The sequence below is a fragment of the Lysinibacillus sp. AR18-8 genome, from assembly GCF_001705465.1.
Taxonomy (GTDB): Bacteria; Bacillota; Bacilli; order Bacillales_A; family Planococcaceae; genus Lysinibacillus; species Lysinibacillus capsici.
The window spans coordinates 12,583-38,584 of record NZ_MDGU01000020.1 but is presented as its reverse complement, the minus strand read 5'-3'; the positions used below and the strand labels follow the sequence as shown (position 1 = coordinate 38,584).

Sequence of the window (26,002 nt, the reverse complement as noted above, 5' to 3'; positions counted from 1 at the left end):
AGTAAGGGAAACTGTTATGACAACTCTGTCATGGAGAATTTCTTCGGCATCATGAAGTCAGAATTCCTCTACTTAAAGGAATTTGATAGTGTCGAGCATTTTAAAAAGGAACTTGAAAAGTATATAACGTATTACAACACGAGACGTTTAAAGGCAAAATTAAAACTGAGTCCGGTAGAATACCGAACTCAGTTTACCCAAGCTGCCTAAACGAAATAACCGTGTCTAACTTATAGGGGTCACTTCAGTTATATGCAGCTTTTGGGGTTTTTTATTTTTCTTTACATTACAATGTATAGTAATGCATGCACACAGTTGGCTTGTTGGGACTAATATAATATTAATAATTCTTGGCAGTGTGTTAAGCAAATTTATGGTTGCATTCAAAAGATGATGAACCATTGAGTTATATCCAGGATGTACTGGGCTTCATTCTCCTGTTTGTTGTCTTGAGGTTTACCAAAGTAGAAGATATTTTAAAAAACAAATGAAATAGTATAAAAAATAAGGACCTGACAGCTATAGAGACTGAAGGTCCTTTTTTATATCCAATTTTATATAAATTTATCTAAAAAAAGTGTTGCTCCCTTCTTTCATTAAATGACCCATTTATGAAAAAAAGAAGCTTCCCTTATTTCAGAAAAGCGCCCTTTAGGATACATCCCGCATTTTCTTTAGACAAAGAGAAAAACGCCTAAAACCAATTTTCATAAGGCTTCAAGCACATAAGTAATGTAATAAATGGGTTGAGTGAAAAGAATGGAGGAAATTCAACTTTAAATCAGATTATAGCTATCAATATAGTCTTAGAATTAATCCAATGCGAATTTGCATAAATAGACTTGCTACAGGGAAGACTTTTTAAAGAAAATTATGGAGGTGCGAATTACGTGTTTGAGAAAAAATTAGCACTTCATGAAACCATGGAATTTCATGAAGTCATTAACTTTATGACAACTAGTTTACTTAAATCGAAGCTGAGTCAAGGTGTGGTCTTTGATGATGATTTAAGAGCGTTATTGGACAAAAATGTAAAATTATCTACCCCGGCACTCACTGCTATGGTTAAGCTCTACTCAAAATCGGAATTGGAATATTAGGAGGACAATTGTATGCAAGACTATTTAGATCCTATAAATTCAGTTGGAATGCCTGAACTAACTGATTCGGGGATTGCTCTTGAGTTTTTACTTACAACTAAAACGGGTATTCGGAATCTTTCAATTGCCTTAACAGAAACAGCTTCTCCTGCTCTTCAGAAAATCTTGAGAACTCAGCTGGATGTCATGGTCGATTTATATTTCGAAATTTCTGAACTGATGGTAAAAAAAGAATGGCTAAAACCTTATGATCTTGCAGGACAAAAGGAACTGGATATTAAATCAGCAGAAAATGCGATTAGTATTGCCCAGTTGGATTTATTCCCTAAAGATATGAATCGAAAAGGAATGTTCCCTACCCCACCGAAAAAATAAACGAAAATGAGGGATTTTTTAAATGAAAGCTGTCACTTTTCAAGGTGTAAAAAATGTTGAGGTTAAAGAAGTACAAGATCCTAAAATAAAAAAAGCCGATGATATTATTGTTCGTTTAACCACTACTGCCATTTGCGGGTCAGACTTGCATTTGATTCATGGTATGATTCCGAATCTTGGACAAGATTATGTCATTGGTCATGAACCAATGGGTATTGTAGAAGAAGTTGGAAAAGATGTGACGAAGGTTAAAAAGGGTGACAGGATTGTCATTCCTTTTAATATTGCATGCGGGGAATGCTGGTACTGCAATCATGATCTGGAAAGTCAATGTGATAATGCAAACGATAATGGCGAAATGGGTGCCTACTTTGGTTATTCAGACACAACGGGCGGTTTTCCGGGAGGACAGGCAGAGTTTATGCGAGTGCCCTATGGCAATTTTATTCCTTTCAAAATTCCAGAGAAATCAGAAGTTCCTGATGAAAGTCTCGTTCTCCTTGCCGATGCAGCCTCTACTGCTTTTTGGAGTGTAGATAATGCTGGTGTGAAGAAAGGAGATACTGTTATTATTCTTGGTTGCGGACCTGTTGGACTGCTAGCACAAAAATTTGCTTGGCTGAAAGGAGCAGAAAGAGTAATCGCAGTTGACTACATCGGGTATCGTCTTAAACATGCAAAGAAGACAAATAACGTCGAAATTGTTAATTTTGAAGACCATGAAAATTGTGGTGAATACTTGAAAGAGATTACCAAGGGCGGTGCAGACGTTGTCATTGATTGCGTAGGGATGAGTGGAAAAATGACGCCACTAGAATTTCTTGCAAGTGGGGTAAAACTTCAAGGTGGTGCTATGGGAGCCCTTGTCACAGCTAGTCAAGCTGTACGTAAAGGAGGAACAATCCAAATTACCGGTGTATACGGCGGTCGATACAACGCCTTCCCACTTGGAGATATATTCCAACGCAATGTAGCGATTCGTACTGGACAGGCTCCAGTTGTTCATATCATGCCCCATGTCTATAACTTAATGGCTGAAGGAAAAGTGAATGTCGGTGATATCATTACACATGTCCTCCCCCTTGAAAAAGCAAAACATGCTTATGAAATATTCGATACAAAGCAAGAAGGTTGCATTAAAGTGGTTTTAAAACCCTAATATAGAAGTTTTCAGGTACTTTTGTCTCTGCATTGCAAAAGTACCTTTTTCATTGACCTAGGGGTACATATTTATATGTATTACATCTGAAAGTGATTCTTCAAAATGGCATTAATATTTGAGCACCAAGCCTCTTCGACTGGCGAACTACATTTTGATCAACAGAACTAACCCCTCCCTAACCAAAAATCATTATGTAGCGATTCCTTTCATTGAACAACTTCTAATGAACAACTCAACATCCCATTTGTTTTATTTCCATGAGGAAAGACGCTTTCCTTATTTGAGAAAAGCGCCAAATTTCTGAGTAAATAATTAGTTTGGCAAAACAGTTGAATAAGTTTTTGAACTACCTTAGATATCCACCATTATTAATATCAAATGTCGCACCTGTGTAATGCTTTGATCTATCTGACAAGAGGAAAATAACAGTATCAGCAACATCTTCAGGCATTACAGGTGTATCGATGAGCTGATGATTTAAATATTCCTCTTTTCTCCAAATAGGTATTGCATCCATCATAGGAGTGTTTACCATTGTAGGGGCAATGGCATTAACTCTGATGTATGGTGAGAAATTCACTGCACAGCTTTTAGTTAATCCCAATATAGCAGCTTTTGAGAGTCCATATATTGCATCTGAACTGCCTTCCATACCTGATACAGAAGACATATTCACGATGACTCCCTTACGTTCGCTCTGAAGTAGATATTTCCCGAACATTTGAGAAAAATAAATACATCCCTTTAAGTTTATATCTATGACTTTATCAATTTCCTCGGTTTGATAATCCAGTATATTCTTACCCAAATAAATCCCTGCATTATTAACTAAACTATCTACATCACAATGTTCTCTTTCCAAATTTCCAAAAAAATTGACTACTTCTTCATAAATACTTACATCTAGTTGATATGTATACAAATCTGAGGGGACATTCATTGATTGTTTTAATTCCCTTAAGGCGTCTTCATTAATATCACAAGCAAGTACTGAAGCACCTTCATCTAAACATTGTTTAACAATTTCTTTTCCTATACCAGAAGCTGCACCTGTTACTATTACTTTTCTATTTTTAAGCATCATCTATTTTACCCCTTTATTAAAAAGTTAGGATGTTATGAAAAACTCTACCTAAATTCTATATTATTGATAAGTATATCTTTGGCGCAAGAAGAACATTGTTTAACCTCTCTTTATAAAAGACCTGTTTTTTTAACTTATTACAAATTTGATTGATTTGTTGTCTTGGTTTAATATCCAACTTTTCAGAGAGACAATCATCACAATATATATCTTTTTGACTGTTAATAAAGTTTTGGACAATCTGTATATTAGATGTAAGCTAATTATCTTCCTTCCTTAAAAAGAAATCTTTGCTCACAATTATATAAGTCTTCCACTATACTTCCATTAGAACAGAGATAACGTCTGTTATGCATTACGTCGTGTTATCAATGTTTTGCTATTGAATTTCTTTGTGGCCAACTGAGGTAAAAAATGTGCGACACGCTTTAGAATATGTGTGCAGGAAAGATTGAAGTTTACATTAACTTCAATCTTTTTATATGTAGAGATTCCTTTAGAAAAATAAACTAATAAGTGCTAAAATAGCAGGTCCACCTTGTTTTAATAGAATCGATTTAGAGCTTGTTAAGCTACCATACAAAGCGACAATGATTACAAAGATTAAAAAAATGGCAACAATTTCAGTTTGCTGATGTGACAAAAATAATCCATACAATAAGGCGATCGCAATCAGACCATTATAAACGCCTTGATTTTTGAAAAGAACTTGAACATTTGCATTTTCTAACGCTTCTTCAGACAGATTAAATGTTTTTGCTGTTCTTTTAGAAGTAGTTGCAAACGTTTCTAAATACATAATATACAAATGCTCAGCTGCTACGACTAAGCTTAAAATAAAAGTTAATGAAGACATCCTATTCCCTCCTAAAAAATCTTTAAAAAAGCAATGTCCTCAAGTGTATCAAGGACATTGCTTGAAACTATTTATTAAAACGAACAATGCGGTCTATTGGTAGGCGTGAAGAACCATATGCTGGGGCTGCCGCTTCACCAATGGCTAATAATAAAATAGGAATTTCATTTGCTGGTAATTCCATGTATTCCGCGAATTTTGCTTTATCAAACCCACCCATCGGAACGGTATCATAGCCCATTTCCTTCGCTAATAGCATGATTTGCATCGATACTAAGCCAGCATCAAAGTGTACGATATTTTCTAATGTTTTTGTTGGTGCTGAACCATACATTGTCAGCGCATCTTGTGCAAGCTTATTGGCAATTGGTTCTGGCATATAGCCCAGCTCCACGTTTTTTGCATAGATTTCCTCAGCATTTACATACATCTCTATATCACCAATGACAGCAATAATGGCAGAGGCTGTTTCGATTTGCTCTTGATTAAATGAAAAGAAGTTGATATTCTTCTGAATTTCCTTATCATCAATGACAAGAAAGCGCCATGGCTGCATATTACTTGAAGAAGGTGCTGAAGTAGCATCCTGCAGCAGCTGCATGATTGTTTCACGCGGAATTTTAGTCTCTGCATTGTATTTACGAACAGATTTACGCATTTGCATAATTTGTTTTAATGGTGTAGTTGATAACATGTAGTTTCCCTCTTTTCACAATTTAAACTGCTTTTATTGTTACATTAATATTGCCCATTGTTGCTTTTGAATATGGGCATACCGTATGTGTGACCTCTAATAATTCCTGTGCTTCCTCCACTGCTAGTCCTTCAATATGCCCTTCGATTTCCACTGCAAGCACATAGTCAAAAGAAGCTTGCTCCATTAATTTCACTGTTACTTTAATGGTTGATGCATTTTTTAGTTTCTTTTGGCGTTTGATTAAATCTAATGCACTATTAAAGCAAGCACTATAGCCAGCCGCAAATAATTGTTCTGGGTTTGTAACATCCGCTAATTTGGAGCCTGGTGGTGCAATTTTTAATGATAAAGATTGATCTTCTGCATAGGATGTGCCACTACGGCCACCTTCATTAATCATTGTAGTTGCGTATAATTCTTTCATAACTGAAAACCCCTTATCTTTTGTTATTAATTAAATTGCATACAATCTAATTTTTACAAATTGAATTGTACACAATTTAATTGCGTTTGACAAGTAGGAACTTTATTTTTAATATAAATGGTAGTAGAAGAACTTTAAGAGGGGATTTTTATGCCTAATCATTTAGATAATCAGCTGTGCTTTCTTTTGTATGCAACATCTAAGGAAATCACTCGGCAATATACATTATTATTGAAGCCTTACGATCTTACTTATACAGGCTATATCACTTTATTAGCTTTAGAGGAAAACGAACAGATAACGGTGAAAGAATTGGGCCAACGTTTATTTTTAGATTCAGGAACATTAACACCGTTGTTAAAAAAATTAGAGGCAAAGAATTACATTTGTCGTGAACGTTCTAAGGAGGACGAACGATTAATGAAAATATATTTAACCAAGGAAGGCGTAGATGTAAGAAGGAAACTACCTGAAGTGTCCCGCCAAGTGATGAAGCAATCTAATATCTCAGAGCAGCAATTTGTACAACTGAAAAATGTACTTCAAGATATCGTTTATAACGATTGGAAAATAAAAGATGAAAACTAACACATAGCTATTCCATTAATAGGATGAATATGTAAATAAGAAGGATTGGAGCTACATTGGCTTCAATCTTTTTTTGTTTTTCTCTCCCTTATCTCCTCAAATGTTAATAATCATGTGGCTACCGTTAAAATTTAGTATACTTACATTTATTAATTAGTTTAATTTACAGCATAGATAAGTAATTTTGAAAGTAGAGGTGTTTGGATGAAAACATGGACAAAGACTATAAACATAAATGCCCCCATCGAAAACGTTTGGAAATTACTTGATGGCTCTTTAGCTGATATGCAGAAGATTATGCCACAGGTAATTGAAAACAAGCCTGTAAAAGTAACAGAAGAAGGGGTTGGCAGTATTTATCGCCAAAAATATAAAGAAGGAAAACGTATCGAAACGTATGATGTAGAAACATTGGAATATTCGAATACACCTGATAAAAAAATATTGAAAGTAGGCTTTGTACTCGCTAATTTGTTTGAAATTACGGCTTACTATGAATTAAATAAAATAAATGAAACAGAGACTTCCTTTACTTATTCCGTAACAAATAATGCGTTAAAATGGTTCGTCAAATTATTTTTATTGTTTGCATCGGACAAAGTAGTCGTACAATTTTTAGAACGGGTCAAAACAGTTGCTGAAGCGCAAGACTAGCACCTAAAAAATAAACCGTAGAACTCCCCTTGAGGTGAGCTTCTACGGTTTATTTATTACTAAAAGTCTGAACCTGTAATTTCTTTTAACTTACCGTTTTCTTTAATCTTTTTAAGGCCTTCATTTAACTTATCTAAAAGCTCTTTGTTCCCCTTTTGAACCATGAAACCATAGTATTCTTTTTCGAAGGAATCATCTTTAATTACTTTGATTTTGTCATTTGGATGTGCCTTGATATATTCATAAACAACTGAATTATCTCCAATCGCCGCTTCTACGTTGCCATTCAGCATCTCTTGAATAGCAATTGGTTGATTTTCGAAAGCAAAAATGTTGGGACTAGATTCACCCTGTAGCTTTTTGGCAGCCATATGACCAGTAGCATTAATTTGTACAGAAATCTTTTTATCTTTTAATTCATCCAATGATTGGATCTTTGAATCTTCTTTCACCACGATTAATAATTGAGATTCGTAGTACGGCTCAGTAAAATCAAATGTTTCCTTACGCTCGTCCGTAATTGTAATCCCTGCACCACCAATATCTGTTTCACCATTTTTAATTGTTTGGAATACCGGCTCCCAACCAATACTTTCCCACTTCACTTCAAAATCCATTTCATCCGCGATTGCTTGTAACACATCCACATCAATCCCTACAATATTCCCTTTATCATCAAGAGATACGATAGGTGCAAATGTAGCCTCAGTACCTACCTTATAAACTTTTTTACTATCTCCATCACCTGATGATGTATTGTCTTTCGAGCCGCAACCCGCTAAAACTAGCGTGAAAGCTGCCATAATTGTAAGCAACACCATTAAATTTCTTTTCATAGCCCATCCCCCTAGTATGATATTTTTTCCATAATGCGTATTATTTTTCGCAATTCGGAAATGTAAGACTATTACGTAAATTATAGTGACAATATTCTCTTTAGACAATACTTTTTTGTATAAAAATAATCATTTCTTTATAAATAGTATTATTCAATCTCGTTTTTAGGATTAAAAGGAATAAATAGTTAACCAGAAGCTATAAAAAAAGAATCTCCCCTCGGAAATTCTTTTTTGCGCATCTAAATCTTTATCGTATTGGATGTTCAAAATTCCAATTTGTATAAATGGCAGCAGCCTGAACTGGATTTGAGGAGGTATCTTCTGTATAGCCGCCAATTAAATTACCTACTCTAAAAGTAGGCTCAAATAGCTGTTCCTCCTTAGGTGGTGCTGTCGGTCCATCTATTCCTATTTTGGTTTTATCTGTCACGACTACTTCCATACCGTTATCCAATGTAAAGCTCAGCCCATCTTCTCCTACTTCCGTAATGGTCCCTTCGATATTTACTAGCGCACTTGCCGCAGGAGCTGAATGGTCCGCAACAATTCTCTCCGTCAAATCAATTGGTGTATCATGATTTATATTTACCATAGCAAGGACAGCAATCACTGCACAGGCTACTAAGCTTCCAACACTAATTCTTACTTTTTTCATAAAGGACCTCTTTTCATATTTCATCATCTCTTCCTGCATCTTACGCTTAAATTCCTCAGAAGCATGAATCTGCTTCATCACATTCTTATAAGCATTCATCATACTTTGCTCCCCTCTTCTAGAATCGTTTTCAGCTTCATTCGTGCCCTTCTGAGCTTTGAGCCTACTGTATTGACGTTGATCTCTAATAAATCAGCAATTTCTGCCGTTGTATAGCCCTCGTAATAATGTAAATAAACAATGACTCTCTCTTCTGAAGGAAGCTCAAAAATTTCAGTAAGAACCATCTGCTCCTCTTTTGCAATAAAGGCCATTTCGTCTGTAATGGGTACCGTCTTCTTCACACGTGAGGACTTAAAATAATCCTTGCACTTATTAAATGTCACCTTTATGAGCCAAGCCTTTAAATGTGCTTCATGAGCAAAGGGCTTGTTCTGCCTCATCAGTGTCATATAAACCTCCTGCACAATGTCCTCCGCCTCAGCCATATTTTTGGTCTGTTGCACAGCAATTCGTATGAGGGTGTCACTATATGTTTGAACAATTTCTTGCACACTTAAGCCAGCAAACTTTATCATATTTTTCACCTAACCTCCTTCATGACATAATACGATTCAACTTTATCTATTCGTGCAACACATACACTTTAGCTACATTTTAATAAAAAGAAGAAACCATTCATGAGACATACAAATGTATCTCCCTAATAAATTACTGAATAATAGCCATGCAAAAACCCGCAAACCGTAGATGATTTGCGGGTCCCTCTCTTCATTGCCAAGCTCGATTGTTCCATTGCTTGAAAAATTCGTCCTCAGCCAAAATCGCTTCATAAATAGGGATAAAGAATTGTTTCAGAATCCCTGTCATCTCGAGTGTAGAAGTTAGCTCGATTGTAAAATGATGACGATCAAATAAGTCCACAATATACGCCTGCAATCTTCGTCCTTCAATAGTTTGCGTTTGTAGCAATTGTTGTACTTCATTTATTGTTTTTTCAGTCTTTTCTAATGCTGGGTACTGGTAAATTTCGATAAATTTTTGTGCCAGTACGAATTCTGTTGGATATGTATAAACCACCGCAGCCTTATTGTCTAGCAAGCTTGGAAAATTAATGGCCTTTGGTGTTATTCGCATGTTTTCTTTAAAGGTAATCCAAACTTCTATGTATACAGTCATTTTGCCCAATGTAGCTGGTATGCTTAATTGAATATTGTCACTCGATACGGACGATTCGATCCGCTGTGAATCCCATTCAATGCCATCCGCTGGTATTGCTAGTGAACAAATTTCATAAAAGGCCTGTTTCACTATATCGTGTTGATGAACGCTTGCTTGCGCAGTCAGCGTGACTTCTTTGGAAGGCTTCACCAATCCATTTGTTAAAGCAAATAATAGTAGATCCCCATTTAGATAAAATTGATCATCATAGGAGGATACGGATAGGCGATAAAGCAGTCTTTCTTGGCAATAGCGTGATACTAGCAGATCCATATTGTCTTGCCGTATAGCCATTTCTTCTAATTGTGTCACGACATTCGTCGATAGTGTGTCGATATTTCCCATTGACATCCCTCACCTTTTTGATTTTTCTGATTTTTTATGCAGAATTTAGATTTTTACTAAAATTCATGCTTTTATTATCACTTATTTATGGAAGAGAGTAAACGGTAATGTATACCAAAAAGGCCTGTCATGGTTGGACATGACAGGCCTTAAAATTAGACAAGGGGCAGCCTCGCTGTTGCGAAACTACCCCTTTAGTATTTATAGGTAACATTCTCGTAAATTGTAAAAGTCTCAACCCAATCGTCTGGGGAATATTATCTTGAAACCAGATTCGTTTCATCACCGCGGTAAAATTCCACTGTGTGCCTTCTAACTTAAGCAACGCAAACCCTACCATCTTTTGCGTCCTTGCAGCCCCAAAGCATGCGCCAGTGTGAATAAGTATCTACAAAAACAAAAAGCAGAATGCCAGATTACGGAAATATGCTACCTAAAATAGCACGTGTTCTATTATAGCACCTTATACTATAAAAGTAAAGGTCTATAAAAAATTACCAAGGAATCTCCTTAGAGCATTTAATCTGGTAGCCCTTTTCAGCTGTCCATTGGAGAAGTGTTTGCCAAAAGTTTTCACAGGCAGCTATGATTTGCTGAGGATTCGTTAGATTGCCCGTCATGACCATTTCAGCTAATGCTTTTAACCCATGTGGCTGATCATCCATCGCTAAAGCCTCAGGTAATACTTGTGCAGATGTTGTATAGCACTGCCTATGGTGTAATCCTACTATCATGGCACCTGTCATCGCTATTTTCATCGCCAGTATCGGCAAAAATGTAGTGGGACCCTGAACAGCTATGTTCCTTAATTTCCCCATGTATTCATACATTTCGTCTACAATGGTTTTGCAAATTGCTTCCTTAAATCGGGCATTCTCCACAGTGGCCGCTTTGTCTTTGAGTTCTAGAAAAAAGCCAGTAGGATCGTAAAGTGGCTGTAAATCGAAAAACTTCCCATTTGTTAATGGCCAATCTTCCTCAACCGTTATTGCCTCTTCGATAATCACTTCTGCTTGATCGAAATTAACCTCTGCCTTCCAATCTCCTGCTGTCCATTCATAGCTGTAGCTGTGCTCTAATTGATGACAGACACACTTAAGCTCAATGTCAGAAAACAGACCATCTGATTTTCTAGCCAACGAGCCATAAATACCAATTGCTCGAACATTTCCTCCATATTTTGCTATAACTTGTTGTGCAATCGAATGGGCAATCTGCATGCGTTCATCACTTGTCTTTTTTCTTGGTCCAATCATTTACATCGCTCCTTTTATAAGTAAGATCGTTGTTATTGAACCAAGGTGGACCACGGGCTTAACGAGGAATTTTTGCTGGTAACATCATCAAAACCTCCTTTCATCACATTTCCTGTAATTTAATAGAGCATACAAAATCGATATGAAACGCTTCATGGCTTACAGATTGAATGTGACCCTCATATTTCATGTCATATAGTAAAATTATTGCATTATAAGCTTTCTGTAGTTCATTCCTCATTTTGGCTAGCACTTGATGTTTAAATTGCTGCGAATAGGAAAATTCATCACAAAGTAGTTGCTTAAGTTGGTTTGAAGCTGCTTCGTAACATAGCGCTTCACAAAAATCCTCGTCGAAGGTTAAGCCGAAATCGTATTCAAATTGATTGTAGAACTCATCATAAAGTGCTTTAAACTCTTCCTCACAAGTACGGTGCTGATTTTCTGGTAAAAAAAGCTTTGCTAACTTTTGTGAAAAGGCTTCGTCCGTTTCATCTTCTCCCTGATAGACAGTGGCAAGATATGTATGTAACTGTTCTTCGCTTGTAAAATTACCAGCCCATATGGAAACATAGCCATTCTGTTCATCATCCATGACCTCATCCCTTTCTCGAATAAATCAATGCACCGCCTGAGCCCATTATTATTAAATGCTTGCCAGATGGCGAAAATCCACATTTAATCATGCCATCCAATCGCTGTAAATCAATAGCTGTCGCATTTTTTAAATAAGTATAATTAGTTGTATAAAGATAATCGAGTACTACTGTGGCACGTGGCCACCAAGGATAAATAACTTCAACCTGCCAGCCATCTGCTGTCATATGAATCCCATCCCCAGCTTCAAAGCCGAAAATAGATATTGTCCCCTGAGGCAATTGAAACGTTAAACGGTCATCACTCATTCTGTCGTAGGTTTCATCCATATCTCGTTCTCGATGAAGACGACGACCTGTTATAGGCTCAGTGACACTATAGCCAGAGCCACTAACTAGCACGATGTTTTCCTCATGATCCCAACCGCAAGCCAAAACACCATTGGCAGCAATGCTCGTTTCATACGCCCATGGAATAGGAGGTTTCGTGCAGATCAACGACTGTGCATTCGCCAGCAAGTCTAGCTCAAAGGGAGTTCGTTTATCATTGTTCACCATATTATTCCACCCTCCTCTTTTATTACCATATACTAAAAAAAGGCTTGTCTCAAGAACAAGCCTCTATACCTCTAACACACCATAATGAAATTTTGCAGTTATCCGTTCATGCTGCTGAAAGTCATAGGTCGCAAACCACTCTGAGCGAAAATGTGCCTTTAACACCACACGCTTTTTCGCTACACGCTTGGCTTCATAAACCCATTCATCGGTTAATGTGACATGCTCCCCTGCTAGCCGTAATGCCTGAAAATTATTGGCCTCTTCTATAACCTTCTCAAACATTGGGTCCATATAAACCACATCAAATGCGTTGTCTGGTAGGGTTTTTAAATAGCGAACAGCTTCAGACTGTATTACCTCGATGTGTTGCATACAGGCAGTTAACGGTAGCTCGGATGTATCATAGGCTTGCATCCCCTGTCTAACAATAAACGCTACATTTGGATTTGCTTCCAGTCCCACAACACGACCTGCTTCACCCACTGTATAAGCTGCTAACATGGCATCTGCCGCTAAACCTAACGTACAATCCAACACCGAATCCCCCAGTTGAAGCTGTGCCGCTTCCAAAAAAGGCTCTGCCTCACCACGGGCCACACGCTTTAATCGAAACGCCGCAGAATTGGGGTGAAAGAAAAACGGCTCCTGAGCCCCATAGGCGTAATACTCGAAGCGATTCTTCCCAGCGACCATCACATGTGCCTGCAACTCCTGCGAAATTTTGCGAACAGAGCGCTTGTTCCGTGGCTCAAACGCAGCACCTAATTCTTGACACGCAAAAGCAGCGAGCGCCATCGATACATCGTCTGGTCTGCCCGCAGTCGTCACAATCGTTTTTAGTTCTCGCATGTTTGCTCTAACACGCCAGTTAAATGAGAGACAATCTGCTCCACAGGGAATCCCTCAATTTGTTCACGTGGGATAAAGTAAGCCAACTCCCCATCCTTTAAAATCGCCATAGATGGTGAGCTAGGTGGCACATCCTCAAAATAACCACGCATCGCTGCAGTCGCCTCTGGATCCTGCCCCGCAAACACCGTCACAAGATGATCTGGCTTCACCGCTGCTATTGCCTCACGCGCCGCTGGACGAGCAAGCCCTGCCGCACAACCACAAACCGAGTTAATCACCACTAATGATGTTCCCTTTGTCTCCGCCATAAATTCATTCACCGCATCCGCAGTCGTTAGCTCCGTAAAACCAGCCTCCACAAGCTCCTCACGCATCGGCTTCACAACCTGCTTCATATATTCATCATAAGCGTTCATGCTTTTACCCTCTTTCCTATGTATTCGCAAACCTTATTATAGCAAGGTTTTGTGTGAATGTACAAAGACATGCTTTTTGCCTGATTTCGTAGGTTTTCGGGAGAAATGTGACTTTTTTGTGATTTTGGTGACTTTTTTGTGTAACGGATAGTGGTTTTATTCGGGGTCGTTACACACCTAAAAAATGGAACTAAATTGAATGTAACTGGATCATAGAGGAAAAATGACCAAGCTTAATAATAATTATATACCTGGTCGCTTCTATTTAATATTGATTTAAAGCACATTCAATTTCGGCTATCCAAGTTTTCCCGCCATAAACGACAAAAGTTGTTTCATTATCTTTCCTATCAAAAATCTTAATTCTCTGAGAGATAAGAAGATTTAAACCATTCTCGGCTCGATCTAAATCCTTTAAACTAATTTCCCAATATAAATTAGGATTAATGTTTAGAGCATGAGCACAAAAAATAAGGCGTTGATTGGTTAATAACAAGCGCCCTCCATCCGATTTAGTTGCACTATAATAAATGTTCGCCATTCCAGAGCGTATTGGTAGCTCATTCGTACCCATCTCAATTTCATGGAAAAAAATCTTTTTATAAGTTGGTTTAAATTCATTTAGATCATATTTAAATTGTTTCGAATCAGTGGTGATGATGTAACTCCCACAGTATTCACATGACTTATTGCTTGGGTTAAAAACTGCAGCACAGTTTGGACAATTCAAAGCTTTCACCATGCGTCATCTCTCCTATTATGGATTTATATAGAGTATACTTTGAAACCTAAAATATACCAAGAGTTTCTCAACAAAAAGAGTGGTTCTCTATAAAATAAAAACCACTTGATATATATACCATTTGATTTACAATTAAATAAAATTATAAAGGATGATGACATATGAAACTTACAGAAAAGGTAGAAGCAGTTATTAACGCTGCACAGGCTGCTAAAGATGGTGTTAGCGACATTAGCCGTATGGGATTAGGAGTAGCTGAAAAGCTTGATGAATACTATGATAATCACTTAGCAAAATAAAAAAAAACTTTTATAAATCACTTGATATATATCATGAGTATAGAAAGGAGGTTGACAAAGTGATTATGATAAGGTTCTAGCTTATCTAGTAGCTATCGCAACTGCTTAACTTACTAACAAGTTCCGCAAAAAACACTAGCGATATGAAGAATAAGCCAAAACAAAAGCGACGCCCTCTCGCAAAGGTAAACGTCGCTAAAAACTTACAGAAGGAGGTTAGCGCCTCCTTCCCTATAATCTTATCACATCCATTCAATTATGAAAAATATCGGATATGTGGCTGCTTTAGCATTTGCTTTGTATATCTTAACAGATATGGTCAATTGGAAAGAACCAAAGTTTTTTGATTACTCAATGATAGTCATTTATTCATTATGCTTAGTATTAGTGATTTTTAACATCGTTGTATATTTTAAAAAGAAAAGATACAGCTAAGGAACTTCATGTGATGAATATGATGAATAAACAAAAAGAACCAGGTACTCTATTTTATATGAGCGCCTGGTCTTTTTTGAGAAATTCTAATCGGAAAAATCCTTCTTTTCATTCTTATTCATTAAATATATTCCAGTGTCTGTTTGAATAACAAATTGATTTTTATATTTTAAAAACTCAAACGGTTTAGAATTCAGAGAGATATATTGTTCAATTTTCCCACTGTTTGGATTAAACGTTACAATTCGTTTATTTTCCATATCACAAATATATAATTTCTCATCGATATAAGAAATATATTCTGGGTAATTTAATCCTGTTAGCTCATTTTCACAATAAATTACATTGATTTCATTACTTATACCTTCAGACTTTCCTGGGAGTTCTTCATAAGGCATATAACGGTAGATTTTTTCTATTTCAAAACTCGGAAATTTATATTTTACAACAGAATTCAAAGTGGGAGATACGCCCCAGACTGCTTGTCCATCTGAACAAATTTTATACAATGTATCATAATAGTCAGAGGTTTCCAACAAAATATATTGAACAAGCTTATCATCCTCATTGAAGTGCAGTATGATATTATGAGGCCACAGAAGGCAAATCGTTTCATTTCTTATAGCACATGTCATAAAATTAGTAACATCAGAAAAAATATTGTGAGGTATGATATTAATATCATATTTATCCTCCCAATTTTCCCCAAATGTATTAATATAGTATTCACTAAGACTAATTAATTTTCTTTTTCCTTCTTCATTTATCCAACATTTCGCTATATTTTCGATGTATGAATAATTTGACTCCTCCAATTGACTAGATATATCATCCCATTTATCACCAAATTTACTTTCCACATACTCTTTTTTTGATATTTCCTTTAGATTTTCACCATTATATTGATAATAGTAAGTTTTATCCTCTTCTTCAGAAAAACTTACGAAAGATAGTGTATTTTCATTTTGTATAAGTGAATGTCCGTTCGAATGTAATTTTTTCATGAAATTTTTCATCCTCGCCTCTTAATCAATAATCAAATTAGCACCTGGTTTAGGCGTACTTACCGCACGAAAGAAAATATCAAAACTTTCTATTTGACCATCCTTACTCACAAAGCATCTTACCTCAGCTGGCTGGTTATTGATATTTGTCCAAATTTGATTATGCCCTTGTTTCAACTTTCCGTTGTCGTCATTTTTTGATATTATGTCAATCCCTCTGTCTACAATTTGCTGTCTATCTTTTCCTAATCTCAGTATACCTCCATCAAGATGCTTTTTTGAAAAAATATGAGCTTCTGTAGCTACAACATTTCTAGCAGTTTTTATTACCTTACCTGTTCTATTCATCGATGAAATATATTTCCCAGCTTGTAAAACCACTCTGAATATAGGACCTACCCAAAATTGTTGTACCGCTTCCTCACCATCACCAATTTTATCAATAGGAAGGGTATTATCTAATCCTTCGGGATATTCATAATTTTCATTGCCAGATCCTTCATTTATTTCTTGTGCAAAAGATATGCTTGGTAAAATCGTTGCGCATAATAAAAATGTAGATATTAGACTAATAATAAACTTTTTCAATATATTTACCCTCCATGAATTAATTGAATTTAATTTTCTGTTAATAAGCTGATTACTATAGTAAGCACACCCTCGAGTTATTATTATCCTATCATTGGAAACTTCCCCACTTCAATTGTTGAAACACGCCATTCTTCGGCGTAAAATTTACATTAAATTTACAATAACCGCCACATAACGCTATCAATCACGCCATATTTTGGCGGTATTTATGTAATAAGAAGGTCCAAAGTTACATTTATTTTAATTTCATCAGATTTTGTTTGACATTCTTATCTGATAGTATATTTTATTGTTTTTACAAAACCTTAACAATAATTACTATTAATTTCATTGTAATTTATTTGATTTTATGTTTGTGAAATAAAAAAGCCCATTACCAATTAAGGTAACAGGCCTTCGAATTACAAAAGAGTTAATATTATCTTTTTACTTCATACATTTTTGTTGTTTAACTTTCGTTGTTATAAACGAGTTTTAACCCTAAAAGATCGGCTAGCTCTTGTACTTGAAACGTGTGTCCTACCATCTATAATCACTGCTGGAATAGTTTTTGTATCACTAAGTATAACTTTCGCTTCTGTAATTTCAGCCCCTTTTACTTCCTCCAAGCCATTTAAAATGTCTAGCTTGAATTGTGCCTCGGAGATTCCCATACTCGCTAAATAAGAATACGGATCTCTATTGTTGTACCTTTTAAATTATCTGTATAATTCAGTTCTAATGCTGAACCTATCTGACGACAAAGGGCTATTACAAAAGGATCAAAAGAAGCGTTACCCACAACTTCTACTTCTAATCGGTCATCTTGAACATCAACTACAGCCGTCAATACTAATACGTCCTTTGGTACTTCGCATTCATAGCCAATATGTCGAGAAATAAGTTTATAATGGTCTTTAATCATTCGTCTTTTCTTCTCACGACTGTATTAACCTACGTTTTTAAGGTTTCTATACCTTTACGATTTGCTTCTTTAAATTCATCTAAAATCTTTGCCCATTTCTCCCAAGGAGATGCAAGGGCGTTTAAATGAAATCCACGTTTCTTTGCTTCAATATTTCGAGCAATCTTTTTCCCCAGATGTGATTTCCATTTAACTTCTGTATATAGATATTAAATAGTAAATATACGAGAATATTAGAAGTTAAAGGTACCTATTGCATCTCCCTACTCAATCGCTATTTGGCGAAAAAGAAAATAACCGCAATCACGTCTATCGAATTACAAGGATAGCTCAATCATCTATTTGATAATGGAACAGCCTATAATACGCTACGCGGTACTCATAATACAGCCAAAATGTTATTTGCCTATGCCAAAGAATCTGGATTGATTGAAATGAACCCTGTGGAAGCTAATTTTGTGCCGAAGAAGAAAATGACGTTAGAGGAAGCAAGCAGTGAGGACACAGCGAAGCTTTAACCAATGAACTGAAGGAATTTTTAAGTTACGTGGACAAACATCATAATATCATATATCGCACGCTAATCTACGCAATCGCTTTTACAGGAATGCGACCAGGCGAAGCTGTTGCCTTAAAGTATGAGGATGTGGACTTGGAGAAGAAGGTCATACACATCAACAAAACGGTGTATGCAAAGAAAAGTATAAGGGGTTACTTCGAGCTCACTCCACCCAAAACTGCAGGCAGCATCCGCTCCGTCGATATTGATGATATTGTAGTGGAGAAATTAAAGCAGCTTTACAAATGGCGCGAGTATCGAGAATGGGCTAAGTCCGACTTTGTTTTCGGCGATAAGGAGGGCATCCCCCCTATCGTCAAAATGCTCAACCAAACCGTCCGGCGCATCGGTGCACTCACCGACATCAACAAACAATTCCGCACCTACATCCTCCGGCATACACATATTAGTCTGTTGGCAGAGGCTGGGGTGGATTTGAACTTTATTATGAATCGGGTTGGACATAAGAATTCTGATCAACAACGAAGATTTATTTGCATGTTACATCTGGGATGCGCATGGCCGCTACTGAGAGGATGCATGATAAGTTTACTGAGTTGTTGGAAGTGTGAAGATAAAAATGGGGATACTAATTTCTTAAAGAGTATCTCCACATTTAAATTATTATGGTTTATTTATCTTTATTAGTGATAAATGATAAGAAATCAAATATATTATGTTTTTTAACAATTTTCTCTTCAACTATTTTAAGATATTTATGAATATAGATTTGAAATTTAATGCTATTTAAAATACATTTGCTAAATTTGTAAACTAAAAACTCATCGTTTTTTGAAAAATAAAACGTATCAAAGGATTCTTTTGTAATAAAAATACTTTGCAGTATTTCTGAAATTTCATTTTCATCCATTTGTTTAGAAAATTCTCTTTCTAAATCATAACAAACCTTATGACTAATCCCGAAAGTAAATAGTTCCAAATTGGAATTTTCGACTTTAAAATTATTGATTGCTTTTGCCAATAATGAAATTTCATCAATATCAAGTAAATTTTCTAAATAAAAAGCTTTTTTATGTATTCTATTTTCAATAAAATCCTTCTGATTATTAATAATATATCCTATATTTTGGTTAGCAGTACGTAACGCCCTATAAAATAACCCTTTATGTTTAAAATGAAATTCAATTTGCGTTTTTAAATTATCTTTATGAACAGCTTTTTTTGTAGTTCTTATTAATCCAGATGGGCTTAAAAAATAAAATGCTAGAACAATTATTAAAATTACTATTAGTGGTGAGGCTAAACTTATCCAAGTTTTCAACTCTTTGAATGTTGGTAAATTAATATTAAATATGTAACTAACTATCGGTATTTCATAAAATAATTGTAATATACATAATACTATTAATACGTTAAAAATATTAATAGGTAAGAACTTAATTAAATAAAATTTATAGTATTCTACATTTCCATTTATAAAGTATGTAGTTTCTTCATTTGTGTAATTCTTTACCTCTTTAGATGGGAAACCTTGAATAAATTTATTAAGTATATTTAATAAAAAAAGTTCTATTTTTATAGTTCTAATGAGATTTTTTAATTGTCTATTATTTAAGTAGTTCAGTTGTTTTCGATTTAAAAATTCTTTTAATTTATTTTGTACCTTTAGCATAACAACACTAATTTTTTTCAAAATAAGCAACATTATACCAACTGTTGCTAAATACATAATAATTCCATTTACAAGTATCATATTCTATCTCACTCGCTTCTTAAAGTGTTTAAATTAATTAGTAAAACCCATTTATTACATATATTATACTTTATTTTTAATGTTGCTCTAAATTTTTTTTAGACCTAAACTTTATTCAAAAAGAACTTAAGAATAAATGTTTACTTTCCGTGACTTTTTCTAAAAAACCAACCTCAAAAAACCCCTATAAACGTTGATATATCAAGACATAGAAAAAGCATGAACGCATACATTCATCATAAGCGTTCATGCTTTTACCCTCTTTCATATGTATTCGCAAAGAGGTTTTGTGTGAATGTACAAAGACATGCTTTTCGCCTGATTTCTTGGGTTTTTGGGGGGAATGTGACTTCGTGATTGCACAATTAGAACAATCAAAGCTTTCATTATGTTTCATCGCTTCTAGTATGTATTCATATAAAGTAATATTTAATTACTAAATATACCAATAATACAAAAGGAAAAAGCCCAGGCTCAAAATTATTGAATACCTGGGTTTATCACAAAATTATTTACTTCTGGACTTACTTATATTTCTTACATAATCCATTATGAGAAATACAACCATAGTGATAATACCGTACATTATCGTCTCTTTACTATCAAAATAGTAGTCCTCTTTATTATAAATAAACTTAGAAATGTTTATAATTATCGCACCGACTATAAAATAAATTAGAAAGTTCCTGATTAATTTCATATTTTATTTTTCCTTATTCACAATTAGAACTTCCTGGGAATAGTTTGTTCATCTTAGTAGAACAGCTTACTGAGATAACACTAAGATTTATTACTAAACCTGGAAGTGTTGCACCTGCAACTTTTTTAGGAAACTCTTTTAAAATTAATTTTGCAGCTTGTTTGAAATTAGATGCTCTAATTGCATCAACAATAATCGTTAATGATGTAGCAATACCAAAATAACTCGATAAACCTTCTTTAATACATTCATTTTCTGCTGCTCTAAATTCCATTGTTTCTCTTTTACCATGCCATTCACAAGCTACTGCAAATAGTGTAATTTGTGGTTCAGAAATTATATTAACGTCTTCAGAAGAAATTAGTAGGTTTTCTACTTCTAATCCCTCAATGATCGCCTCTTTCATAGAATTACCTTTTAATTCTGTCTCTATTATTTCTCTATCATAACCTACAATAACTTCTTTATTATTTTTTAAAACTGCTTTGTCAAAAATCAATTCAAGTGCTTCTGCTAAATCATTTTCTAATTTTTGTTCTTGATTCATACTTTCAACAGTACTAATTGCATACGAACTAGAGACCCCTGAAAAAAGTAACGTCATTGTGATCATTAAAATAGTCATTAATTTAAATTTTCTCATGAAATAAACTCCTATTGTAATCTATTTAGTAATAGTTGTTGAATTACTATAGTAAATATCCCTCGAGGTAATTTTATCCTAACATTCTTAACTTTTCTAAATCAACACTCAATCAACGCCATTTTTTTGGCGTTTATTATGTATATTTTGGCGTAATTTATAAATAAAAAACAAATCACGCCAAATCACGTCACTTATCCTTCCTTATTATTGGCGTACAAGTTATTACTTGTACATCTAAAGTAATATTTACTGTGAATTTTCTTCAAAAACCCTTGAAAACATTTTAAAGTTAGTTAGGTAAAACCATTCACATAATTGTCAAAATGAACAACTCTAAGTAGACAGGACTCAAGCCGTTCAAACGTTTCTGCTAACGGTATGCTTATAATATTTACATAAGTCATGCTTTTGCACCAAAATGCTTCAATCGGTTCGTATCAATACATCGACTAACACGCGACATGCTTTGTATCATATTGGCTTTGTTTTGATTCGCTTAATTTACTTGGAGGTTCACTATATATGAATGGCTGCTCGCCAAGCTGTGATGATTTTATTGCCGACTTTATGCTGAAAAAAGAGGGAATGATTAGTCAATGCCTCTTTTGAACGACACTATAAAAGGACACGTCCATAGACGCATCCTTTAGCTTGTAAAATTAGTTCTATTGGAAATTAAAAATCCATGTCATCGACCCAGTATTATTGTTAATATCTGTGTAATCAAATGTTATCTGAGCTTCTCCTGTACCAATCTTCTGCACATTTAAAAAAACATGTCCAGAAGGATTTGGACCCGTAATCGTTGCAGTGGCAATATTGTCATCATTACTTCTCGGATTACTGAAAGTGACATTTGAATTGTTTTCCCCTGTTATGGCAACCGTCAAATTCACATTAGTTGACATGGAATAAGGTTCACCAAATGTCCCACCATCAACATATGGTGGTGAAATATTAACTCTTGGTGTATCTGGAATTGTCACCGTTACGGGTGCTGACTTGTAAGCTACTACTCTAGTGTTATTATCTACTATTTTATAGTTTACCGTTACATCACCAGCTGTAGCACCTCTTATAGCCCCTGTACTTTGCTGAATTGTTGCAGCTCCTGTACCATTTGTTACAGTCCAGATGATGGATTGTCCGACTCCTGGAGGCGTAAAATTAGTTGCTGCTGAGCCCCAGCCAATAACTGAATAAGGTGCTGGCACCATGGGTATTGCTGCTACTGCTGCTTGTGGATGAACTGTCACAGTTGTCGTACCTTTTTCAATTACTACGCCATTAGCATCCATTCCTACATACGTAATAACTGAGCTACCTGCACTTATAGCTGTTACTTGGCCAGTTGTAGCATTCACTATCGCTACACTTGTTGGTTCAGCTACAAAACTTTTGTTTGTTGCTGTTGCAGATAAACCTGCTCCTACTGAAGCTGTTATTACTTCATCCATTTGCAGTACTTGCGAATATGTTGGGCTTTTTGCTGTTGCCTCATCATATACAGTGAGACTCACAGAATTCATTTTACCATTACTACTTGTATACGAAATGGTTGTGTTGCCTGGTGTGTGAGCAGTAATTTCACCTGTACTAGAATGAACTGTTGCAACACCTGTATTGCTTGATGACCACGTTATTGTGCCTGATTCGGTTGTTTCTGCTGTTCTACTAGTAGTTTCTCCCAGTTGTAAAACAGATGATGACGTTCCTACGCCAGTAATCGCTGCACCATTGCTATGGGTCACTGTGAAAGTAACTGAAGCCGTTTTTAGTCCATCTACCGTTGTTGATGTTATGGTCACAGTCCCTATACCAGTCGCTATTACTTTCCCCTGCCCGTTAACAGTTGCAACGTTCAGATCTGAGGAAGTCCATCTCACAAGTTTATTTGTCGCATTTGCGGGTACAACATTTACTGTTAATGTCTTTGTTTCACCAATTTTAAGATTTTCTATCACCTCATTCAATGTAATCCCGACTACAGGAATTACAATTGGTGTTGGTGATGGAACTGAGTCTGAGTCTGAGTTTGGTTCTGGTTTTGGTTCTGGCTTTGGTACTGGTTTTGGTTCTAGTTTTGGATCTGGCTTTGGTTCTGGTTTTGGTTCTGGTTTTGGTTCTGGTTTTGGTTCTGGTGTTACTTTATCAATCTGCTTTAAAAATCGAGAAGCAACAAGGGCAACTTGTTGTCTTTCAGCAATTCCTTGTGGATTGAAACGATTTAATGTATCGCCTGTCATTAGGTTTGATGCTACTGCAAAACCTACCGCATCCCTTGCCCAAGCAGAAATTTTATGCTGGTCAGCAAAAGTAAGCTGTTCGCCAAGGCCATTAGTTTCACCATCTAATGCTCTAGCAAATAGAGTGGCCATTTCTTGACGTGTTAAACCTGAGCCAACGCCGAACTTCCCATCACCTATCCCATTTATTAATCCGGCTTTAACTGCTGCTTCGATAGCTGGATAAGCATAATGAGTTGTTGGAATATCGGTAAATGTTGGAGTACTTGGAGAGTTAGTTAGATTTAAATCCAGTGCTTTCGCTAAAATCATAGCAAAATCTTGTCTTGTAATTGCTGATGATGGTCTAAATTCATCATCTGGATAACCATTTATAATGCCTTTTTCCACTAACTCGTTGATAGCATTTTTTGCATAGGAATTCTCAATATCAGAGAAATCAACTGCAGCAAAGGTGACTGTATTTACTGAAAGAAATGAAACGACAAAACTTGATAAAAATACTATACTAATTATAATATTTTTCAAAATAACACTCCTTAGTTTAGTTTGGAATAAGTATCTTTCATCTTCAATTATTAATTTTATAGCCATTTAATGTCGTTTCTATTAACAAACGTTAATAGTACTGTTAATTATTAACAGCATAGAATTATTCGTTGCTTGTGCAGCGACTTCTCATTTTACTTAGAACTCTATCATCACAAATTACTTGTTAAATTGTATCCCTCCTATCAACAAACTCATCTAGTTTTAACAGGTCTTCTACAATAAATATTCTTTACCTATTACTTTTTTTCCTTCTGTAATTCAATCCATCCATTAAATATATATTAATTACAAAATAAACAGTAATTAACGCTTACTTTCATATTCAATATATGCTTCTTCGGCAGTGGTAGATATGATAGCTTATATCCAACTGACTTAATACTGTGTTCTTGCTAGTATGTCTCAACGTTTTTTCAATGCTTACAGGTGCCATCATCTGGTATGATTAAACCTGAAAATCAATTACTAAAAAAAGTAAATATACTAAATCTTTTCAAATTCAGTACGATAAGAACTATGGAACTAAAAATGTGAATGGGAAGGTGACAATTTATCATGATGACGACAAAATTTTCTACTATGCAATATTTAATGTCACGTAGATCCTCGTCTAAGTATTATGGGTTGACGCGACAAATGAACAAGGAAGTTAAAGCTACATCAAAAGAGGATCAAGAAAAGATAAATAAAATAATTGAAGAAAGTAAAACTTCTAAACTATCTAGCAAACAAATTGATACGTTAAAAAGCGCTGTAAAGCAAGGGTTATTAGGATCTAGTTCTAATCATTTAAGCCCATTAGGTATGTATAACTATAAAAAATCAATCACAAGTTCGAATTCAAACTTACATTCAACTTTGAGAGCTTATCGAAACTCTATCTAGTTTTTAAACACCCTTTAAACCTATTAGAGGGTGTTTTGTCTTGTAAGACAGGTTTCATATCATGGTATTCAATTAACCAAAGTCGAACATCATGTATGCTTTTAAATCCTTATCCCTTTTAAACGTCCACTATATAAAAAGGATCACTTTCTTATCAGTGACCCTTTCAACGATTATTTAAAATTCTGTGGTTTTACCACTTTAAATGAAGCGACTTCCCCGCAGTTTTTACAAAAAGTCATTTGGAGTGGTGACCCTACCGCCATGATTGCGCCAATAGGTCTTATATTGCCCTGGCTTGTAGTACCTCCCACCTGTCCAGTCGTAAATTTATCTCGACCACAAGCCTTGCACACTAATTTTTCATTCTCCATCTTATCACCTCATTTTATGTAATTTATGTAAATTATAACATATAAATATCTAGTATGTGCGATGAGGGAGTCTACCCACAAACCTATAAAATATCTAGGAAAATAATGAAGAAAATATTCTTATTATTCATTTTGTTATTGCTTGTAATGAAACAGTTAGACTGGAGGAAAAACATTTGCATTTCCTGATGAAATCCTAAAAATAATAATGATGGGACAAGGGGCAAATCGTGAGGTAAAGACGAACATTTGAACATGACATCGACAGAAAAAAAATGCCATGCAAATTTTAACTGAATCCTATCCAGATGAAGGGCCATTATATACTTTGGAAGTGATTTATGAAAATGTCTGGAAGGACTTGATCAATGTATGGTATTACGAAAATTAACAGTGGCTACTTCCCTTAAATCAAGACAAAGCTTTGAACGGACACATAGATTGAAAATATAGATACCCCCATTAGGAACCAACCATAAACTGTTCGCTGTTTTTGGAATTCTTGAATGCCTAGAGTGAACATGAAAAGGCCTAAGAACAATATCATGAGGTAATTCAATTGGAAATCACGTGTGATTAGTCCGTAAACTGCGAGAGATATGCCTGTGATGGAAAAAATAATTTTTAAACAATTTAACATAATTCTCCACCTCCCCTTTTAGTTTATCAT

The 26,002-nt window shown here is 35.3% G+C and carries 33 protein-coding genes; 10 read left to right on the top strand and 23 right to left on the bottom strand.

The annotated features are described in order from the left end of the window. From BFM98_RS15845 to BFM98_RS15830, 4 genes are all read left to right on the top strand, one after another. Window positions 1-210: IS3 family transposase (locus tag BFM98_RS15845; protein WP_139111244.1), on the top strand; the 210-nt coding region annotated here is incomplete at its 5' end. Window positions 211-890: 680 nt separating this feature from the next. Then, a complete protein-coding gene (locus tag BFM98_RS15840; RefSeq protein WP_016993944.1) occupies window positions 891-1,100 on the top strand; it encodes a hypothetical protein in 210 nt (69 codons plus the stop codon). Between the two features lie 12 nt (window positions 1,101-1,112). Further along, entirely contained in the window at window positions 1,113-1,475 is a 363-nt protein-coding gene (locus BFM98_RS15835; RefSeq protein WP_048394572.1) for a spore coat protein, read from the top strand. 22 nt (window positions 1,476-1,497) lie between these two features. Continuing rightward, window positions 1,498-2,634 carry a zinc-dependent alcohol dehydrogenase gene (locus BFM98_RS15830; protein WP_054549299.1) on the top strand — a complete coding sequence of 379 codons (1,137 nt, stop codon included), beginning with the start codon at window positions 1,498-1,500 and terminating at the stop codon, window positions 2,632-2,634. A gap of 349 nt (window positions 2,635-2,983) precedes the next feature. Here BFM98_RS15830 and BFM98_RS15825 read toward each other — a convergent pair whose 3' ends face one another. From BFM98_RS15825 to BFM98_RS15810, 4 genes are all read right to left on the bottom strand, one after another. Continuing rightward, on the bottom strand, window positions 2,984-3,718 hold the full coding sequence (locus BFM98_RS15825; protein WP_048394621.1) for an SDR family NAD(P)-dependent oxidoreductase: 735 nt from the start codon (window positions 3,716-3,718) through the stop codon (window positions 2,984-2,986). Window positions 3,719-4,217: 499 nt separating this feature from the next. Beyond that, on the bottom strand, window positions 4,218-4,577 hold the full coding sequence (locus BFM98_RS15820; RefSeq protein ID WP_066037869.1) for a DUF1304 domain-containing protein: 360 nt from the start codon (window positions 4,575-4,577) through the stop codon (window positions 4,218-4,220). Between the two features lie 67 nt (window positions 4,578-4,644). Continuing rightward, window positions 4,645-5,271, bottom strand: a complete 627-nt coding sequence (locus tag BFM98_RS15815) for a nitroreductase family protein (protein WP_066037868.1) — start codon at window positions 5,269-5,271, stop codon at window positions 4,645-4,647. A gap of 22 nt (window positions 5,272-5,293) precedes the next feature. Beyond that, complete coding sequence (locus tag BFM98_RS15810) at window positions 5,294-5,698, bottom strand: Ohr family peroxiredoxin (RefSeq protein ID WP_004228436.1); 405 nt, start codon at window positions 5,696-5,698, stop codon at window positions 5,294-5,296. Window positions 5,699-5,848: 150 nt separating this feature from the next. Here BFM98_RS15810 and BFM98_RS15805 point away from each other — a divergent pair, with 150 nt between their 5' ends. Continuing rightward, complete coding sequence (locus BFM98_RS15805; RefSeq protein WP_054549302.1) at window positions 5,849-6,286, top strand: MarR family winged helix-turn-helix transcriptional regulator; 438 nt, start codon at window positions 5,849-5,851, stop codon at window positions 6,284-6,286. A 204-nt stretch (window positions 6,287-6,490) separates the two neighbouring features. Continuing rightward, window positions 6,491-6,940 carry an SRPBCC family protein gene (locus tag BFM98_RS15800; protein WP_048394580.1) on the top strand — a complete coding sequence of 150 codons (450 nt, stop codon included), beginning with the start codon at window positions 6,491-6,493 and terminating at the stop codon, window positions 6,938-6,940. 59 nt (window positions 6,941-6,999) lie between these two features. Here the strand turns inward: BFM98_RS15800 and BFM98_RS15795 are convergent, their stop codons facing one another. The 10 genes from BFM98_RS15795 to BFM98_RS15745 form a co-directional block, all read right to left on the bottom strand. Then, the gene (locus tag BFM98_RS15795; protein ID WP_004228443.1) at window positions 7,000-7,776 is read right to left on the bottom strand and encodes a basic amino acid ABC transporter substrate-binding protein; all 777 of its coding nucleotides are present in this window, start codon (window positions 7,774-7,776) and stop codon (window positions 7,000-7,002) included. A gap of 250 nt (window positions 7,777-8,026) precedes the next feature. Continuing rightward, window positions 8,027-8,533, bottom strand: a complete 507-nt coding sequence (locus BFM98_RS15790; RefSeq protein WP_227744886.1) for a hypothetical protein — start codon at window positions 8,531-8,533, stop codon at window positions 8,027-8,029. Then, on the bottom strand, window positions 8,533-9,012 hold the full coding sequence (locus BFM98_RS15785; protein WP_004228445.1) for an RNA polymerase sigma factor: 480 nt from the start codon (window positions 9,010-9,012) through the stop codon (window positions 8,533-8,535). Before BFM98_RS15785 ends, BFM98_RS15790 begins: the two co-directional genes overlap by 1 nt. Window positions 9,013-9,205: 193 nt before the next feature. Further along, the gene (locus tag BFM98_RS15780) at window positions 9,206-10,000 is read right to left on the bottom strand and encodes a nucleotidyl transferase AbiEii/AbiGii toxin family protein (protein WP_066037866.1); all 795 of its coding nucleotides are present in this window, start codon (window positions 9,998-10,000) and stop codon (window positions 9,206-9,208) included. A gap of 494 nt (window positions 10,001-10,494) precedes the next feature. After that, window positions 10,495-11,256 carry an ANT(4')-I family aminoglycoside nucleotidyltransferase gene (locus BFM98_RS15770; RefSeq protein WP_066037865.1) on the bottom strand — a complete coding sequence of 254 codons (762 nt, stop codon included), beginning with the start codon at window positions 11,254-11,256 and terminating at the stop codon, window positions 10,495-10,497. Between the two features lie 103 nt (window positions 11,257-11,359). After that, on the bottom strand, window positions 11,360-11,851 hold the full coding sequence (locus BFM98_RS15765) for an immunity 22 family protein (RefSeq protein WP_066037864.1): 492 nt from the start codon (window positions 11,849-11,851) through the stop codon (window positions 11,360-11,362). Window positions 11,852-11,855: 4 nt separating this feature from the next. Continuing rightward, on the bottom strand, window positions 11,856-12,410 hold the full coding sequence (locus BFM98_RS15760; RefSeq protein WP_066037863.1) for a hypothetical protein: 555 nt from the start codon (window positions 12,408-12,410) through the stop codon (window positions 11,856-11,858). A gap of 63 nt (window positions 12,411-12,473) precedes the next feature. Beyond that, the gene (locus BFM98_RS15755) at window positions 12,474-13,262 is read right to left on the bottom strand and encodes a class I SAM-dependent methyltransferase (protein WP_066037862.1); all 789 of its coding nucleotides are present in this window, start codon (window positions 13,260-13,262) and stop codon (window positions 12,474-12,476) included. Further along, entirely contained in the window at window positions 13,250-13,681 is a 432-nt protein-coding gene (locus BFM98_RS15750; protein ID WP_004228455.1) for a BrxA/BrxB family bacilliredoxin, read from the bottom strand. The genes BFM98_RS15755 and BFM98_RS15750 overlap by 13 nt, the downstream gene beginning before the upstream one ends. A 265-nt stretch (window positions 13,682-13,946) precedes the next feature. Beyond that, a complete protein-coding gene (locus tag BFM98_RS15745) occupies window positions 13,947-14,423 on the bottom strand; it encodes a hypothetical protein (protein WP_066037861.1) in 477 nt (158 codons plus the stop codon). A 161-nt stretch (window positions 14,424-14,584) separates the two neighbouring features. Between BFM98_RS15745 and BFM98_RS24030 the strand changes: the two genes are divergently transcribed. After that, window positions 14,585-14,722: a hypothetical protein gene (locus BFM98_RS24030; RefSeq protein ID WP_175400763.1), complete on the top strand. Its 138-nt coding sequence runs from the start codon at window positions 14,585-14,587 to the stop codon at window positions 14,720-14,722. Between the two features lie 521 nt (window positions 14,723-15,243). Here BFM98_RS24030 and BFM98_RS15740 read toward each other — a convergent pair. The 4 genes from BFM98_RS15740 to BFM98_RS24580 form a co-directional block, all read right to left on the bottom strand. Further along, window positions 15,244-16,161: a hypothetical protein gene (locus BFM98_RS15740; RefSeq protein ID WP_139111243.1), complete on the bottom strand. Its 918-nt coding sequence runs from the start codon at window positions 16,159-16,161 to the stop codon at window positions 15,244-15,246. Window positions 16,162-16,182: 21 nt separating this feature from the next. Next, window positions 16,183-16,749, bottom strand: coding sequence for a polymorphic toxin type 35 domain-containing protein (locus BFM98_RS15735; RefSeq protein WP_066037859.1), 567 nt, complete (start codon window positions 16,747-16,749; stop codon window positions 16,183-16,185). Window positions 16,750-17,410: 661 nt separating this feature from the next. After that, window positions 17,411-17,656 carry a terminase gpA endonuclease subunit gene (locus BFM98_RS24025; protein ID WP_066037857.1) on the bottom strand — a complete coding sequence of 82 codons (246 nt, stop codon included), beginning with the start codon at window positions 17,654-17,656 and terminating at the stop codon, window positions 17,411-17,413. Window positions 17,657-17,685: 29 nt separating this feature from the next. Then, entirely contained in the window at window positions 17,686-17,808 is a 123-nt protein-coding gene (locus BFM98_RS24580) for a terminase gpA endonuclease subunit (RefSeq protein ID WP_368664812.1), read from the bottom strand. Window positions 17,809-18,051: 243 nt separating this feature from the next. Between BFM98_RS24580 and BFM98_RS24440 the strand changes: the two genes are divergently transcribed. Beyond that, window positions 18,052-18,174 (top strand): hypothetical protein, encoded by a 123-nt coding sequence (locus BFM98_RS24440; RefSeq protein ID WP_256389913.1) that lies wholly within the window; start codon window positions 18,052-18,054, stop codon window positions 18,172-18,174. 8 nt (window positions 18,175-18,182) lie between these two features. Further along, a complete protein-coding gene (locus BFM98_RS15720) occupies window positions 18,183-18,863 on the top strand; it encodes a site-specific integrase (RefSeq protein WP_083225386.1) in 681 nt (226 codons plus the stop codon). Here BFM98_RS15720 and BFM98_RS15715 read toward each other — a convergent pair. The 3 genes from BFM98_RS15715 to BFM98_RS15700 all read right to left on the bottom strand — a co-directional run bounded on the left by BFM98_RS15715 (window position 18,847) and on the right by BFM98_RS15700 (window position 24,049). Then, entirely contained in the window at window positions 18,847-19,905 is a 1,059-nt protein-coding gene (locus BFM98_RS15715) for a hypothetical protein (RefSeq protein WP_139111242.1), read from the bottom strand. The genes BFM98_RS15720 and BFM98_RS15715 overlap by 17 nt on opposite strands. A 737-nt stretch (window positions 19,906-20,642) precedes the next feature. Next, a complete protein-coding gene (locus BFM98_RS15705; RefSeq protein ID WP_066037853.1) occupies window positions 20,643-21,272 on the bottom strand; it encodes a hypothetical protein in 630 nt (209 codons plus the stop codon). 668 nt (window positions 21,273-21,940) lie between these two features. Beyond that, the gene (locus tag BFM98_RS15700) at window positions 21,941-24,049 is read right to left on the bottom strand and encodes an S-layer homology domain-containing protein (protein WP_066037852.1); all 2,109 of its coding nucleotides are present in this window, start codon (window positions 24,047-24,049) and stop codon (window positions 21,941-21,943) included. A gap of 660 nt (window positions 24,050-24,709) precedes the next feature. Between BFM98_RS15700 and BFM98_RS15695 the strand changes: the two genes are divergently transcribed. Next, window positions 24,710-24,958, top strand: coding sequence for a hypothetical protein (locus BFM98_RS15695; RefSeq protein WP_254660047.1), 249 nt, complete (start codon window positions 24,710-24,712; stop codon window positions 24,956-24,958). Between the two features lie 173 nt (window positions 24,959-25,131). On the opposite strand, the gene BFM98_RS15690 is transcribed toward BFM98_RS15695, so the two are convergent. Next, window positions 25,132-25,332, bottom strand: coding sequence for a hypothetical protein (locus BFM98_RS15690; protein WP_004228479.1), 201 nt, complete (start codon window positions 25,330-25,332; stop codon window positions 25,132-25,134). A gap of 406 nt (window positions 25,333-25,738) precedes the next feature. Continuing rightward, window positions 25,739-25,879 (bottom strand): DUF3953 domain-containing protein, encoded by a 141-nt coding sequence (locus tag BFM98_RS24650; RefSeq protein ID WP_225341030.1) that lies wholly within the window; start codon window positions 25,877-25,879, stop codon window positions 25,739-25,741. Between the last annotated feature and the right edge of the window lie 123 nt (window positions 25,880-26,002).

What these genes read in the sequence shown, in the direction of transcription:
- BFM98_RS15835 (WP_048394572.1), top strand. Translation starts at nt 1,113, where the DNA reads ATGCAAGACTATTTAGATCCTATAAATTCAGTTGGAATGCCTGAACTA.
- BFM98_RS15830 (WP_054549299.1), top strand. Translation starts at nt 1,498, where the DNA reads ATGAAAGCTGTCACTTTTCAAGGTGTAAAAAATGTTGAGGTTAAAGAA.
- BFM98_RS15825 (WP_048394621.1), bottom strand. Translation starts at nt 3,718, where the DNA reads ATGCTTAAAAATAGAAAAGTAATAGTAACAGGTGCAGCTTCTGGTATA.
- BFM98_RS15820 (WP_066037869.1), bottom strand. Translation starts at nt 4,577, where the DNA reads ATGTCTTCATTAACTTTTATTTTAAGCTTAGTCGTAGCAGCTGAGCAT.
- BFM98_RS15815 (WP_066037868.1), bottom strand. Translation starts at nt 5,271, where the DNA reads ATGTTATCAACTACACCATTAAAACAAATTATGCAAATGCGTAAATCT.
- BFM98_RS15810 (WP_004228436.1), bottom strand. Translation starts at nt 5,698, where the DNA reads ATGAAAGAATTATACGCAACTACAATGATTAATGAAGGTGGCCGTAGT.
- BFM98_RS15805 (WP_054549302.1), top strand. Translation starts at nt 5,849, where the DNA reads ATGCCTAATCATTTAGATAATCAGCTGTGCTTTCTTTTGTATGCAACA.
- BFM98_RS15800 (WP_048394580.1), top strand. Translation starts at nt 6,491, where the DNA reads ATGAAAACATGGACAAAGACTATAAACATAAATGCCCCCATCGAAAAC.
- BFM98_RS15795 (WP_004228443.1), bottom strand. Translation starts at nt 7,776, where the DNA reads ATGAAAAGAAATTTAATGGTGTTGCTTACAATTATGGCAGCTTTCACG.
- BFM98_RS15790 (WP_227744886.1), bottom strand. Translation starts at nt 8,533, where the DNA reads ATGAATGCTTATAAGAATGTGATGAAGCAGATTCATGCTTCTGAGGAA.
- BFM98_RS15785 (WP_004228445.1), bottom strand. Translation starts at nt 9,012, where the DNA reads ATGATAAAGTTTGCTGGCTTAAGTGTGCAAGAAATTGTTCAAACATAT.
- BFM98_RS15780 (WP_066037866.1), bottom strand. Translation starts at nt 10,000, where the DNA reads ATGGGAAATATCGACACACTATCGACGAATGTCGTGACACAATTAGAA.
- BFM98_RS15770 (WP_066037865.1), bottom strand. Translation starts at nt 11,256, where the DNA reads ATGATTGGACCAAGAAAAAAGACAAGTGATGAACGCATGCAGATTGCC.
- BFM98_RS15765 (WP_066037864.1), bottom strand. Translation starts at nt 11,851, where the DNA reads ATGGATGATGAACAGAATGGCTATGTTTCCATATGGGCTGGTAATTTT.
- BFM98_RS15760 (WP_066037863.1), bottom strand. Translation starts at nt 12,410, where the DNA reads ATGGTGAACAATGATAAACGAACTCCCTTTGAGCTAGACTTGCTGGCG.
- BFM98_RS15755 (WP_066037862.1), bottom strand. Translation starts at nt 13,262, where the DNA reads ATGCGAGAACTAAAAACGATTGTGACGACTGCGGGCAGACCAGACGAT.
- BFM98_RS15750 (WP_004228455.1), bottom strand. Translation starts at nt 13,681, where the DNA reads ATGAACGCTTATGATGAATATATGAAGCAGGTTGTGAAGCCGATGCGT.
- BFM98_RS15745 (WP_066037861.1), bottom strand. Translation starts at nt 14,423, where the DNA reads ATGGTGAAAGCTTTGAATTGTCCAAACTGTGCTGCAGTTTTTAACCCA.
- BFM98_RS24030 (WP_175400763.1), top strand. Translation starts at nt 14,585, where the DNA reads ATGAAACTTACAGAAAAGGTAGAAGCAGTTATTAACGCTGCACAGGCT.
- BFM98_RS15740 (WP_139111243.1), bottom strand. Translation starts at nt 16,161, where the DNA reads ATGAAAAAATTACATTCGAACGGACATTCACTTATACAAAATGAAAAT.
- BFM98_RS24025 (WP_066037857.1), bottom strand. Translation starts at nt 17,656, where the DNA reads ATGATTAAAGACCATTATAAACTTATTTCTCGACATATTGGCTATGAA.
- BFM98_RS24440 (WP_256389913.1), top strand. Translation starts at nt 18,052, where the DNA reads ATGTTATTTGCCTATGCCAAAGAATCTGGATTGATTGAAATGAACCCT.
- BFM98_RS15715 (WP_139111242.1), bottom strand. Translation starts at nt 19,905, where the DNA reads ATGTATTTAGCAACAGTTGGTATAATGTTGCTTATTTTGAAAAAAATT.
- BFM98_RS15705 (WP_066037853.1), bottom strand. Translation starts at nt 21,272, where the DNA reads ATGAGAAAATTTAAATTAATGACTATTTTAATGATCACAATGACGTTA.
- BFM98_RS15695 (WP_254660047.1), top strand. Translation starts at nt 24,710, where the DNA reads ATGAACAAGGAAGTTAAAGCTACATCAAAAGAGGATCAAGAAAAGATA.
- BFM98_RS15690 (WP_004228479.1), bottom strand. Translation starts at nt 25,332, where the DNA reads ATGGAGAATGAAAAATTAGTGTGCAAGGCTTGTGGTCGAGATAAATTT.
- BFM98_RS24650 (WP_225341030.1), bottom strand. Translation starts at nt 25,879, where the DNA reads ATGATATTGTTCTTAGGCCTTTTCATGTTCACTCTAGGCATTCAAGAA.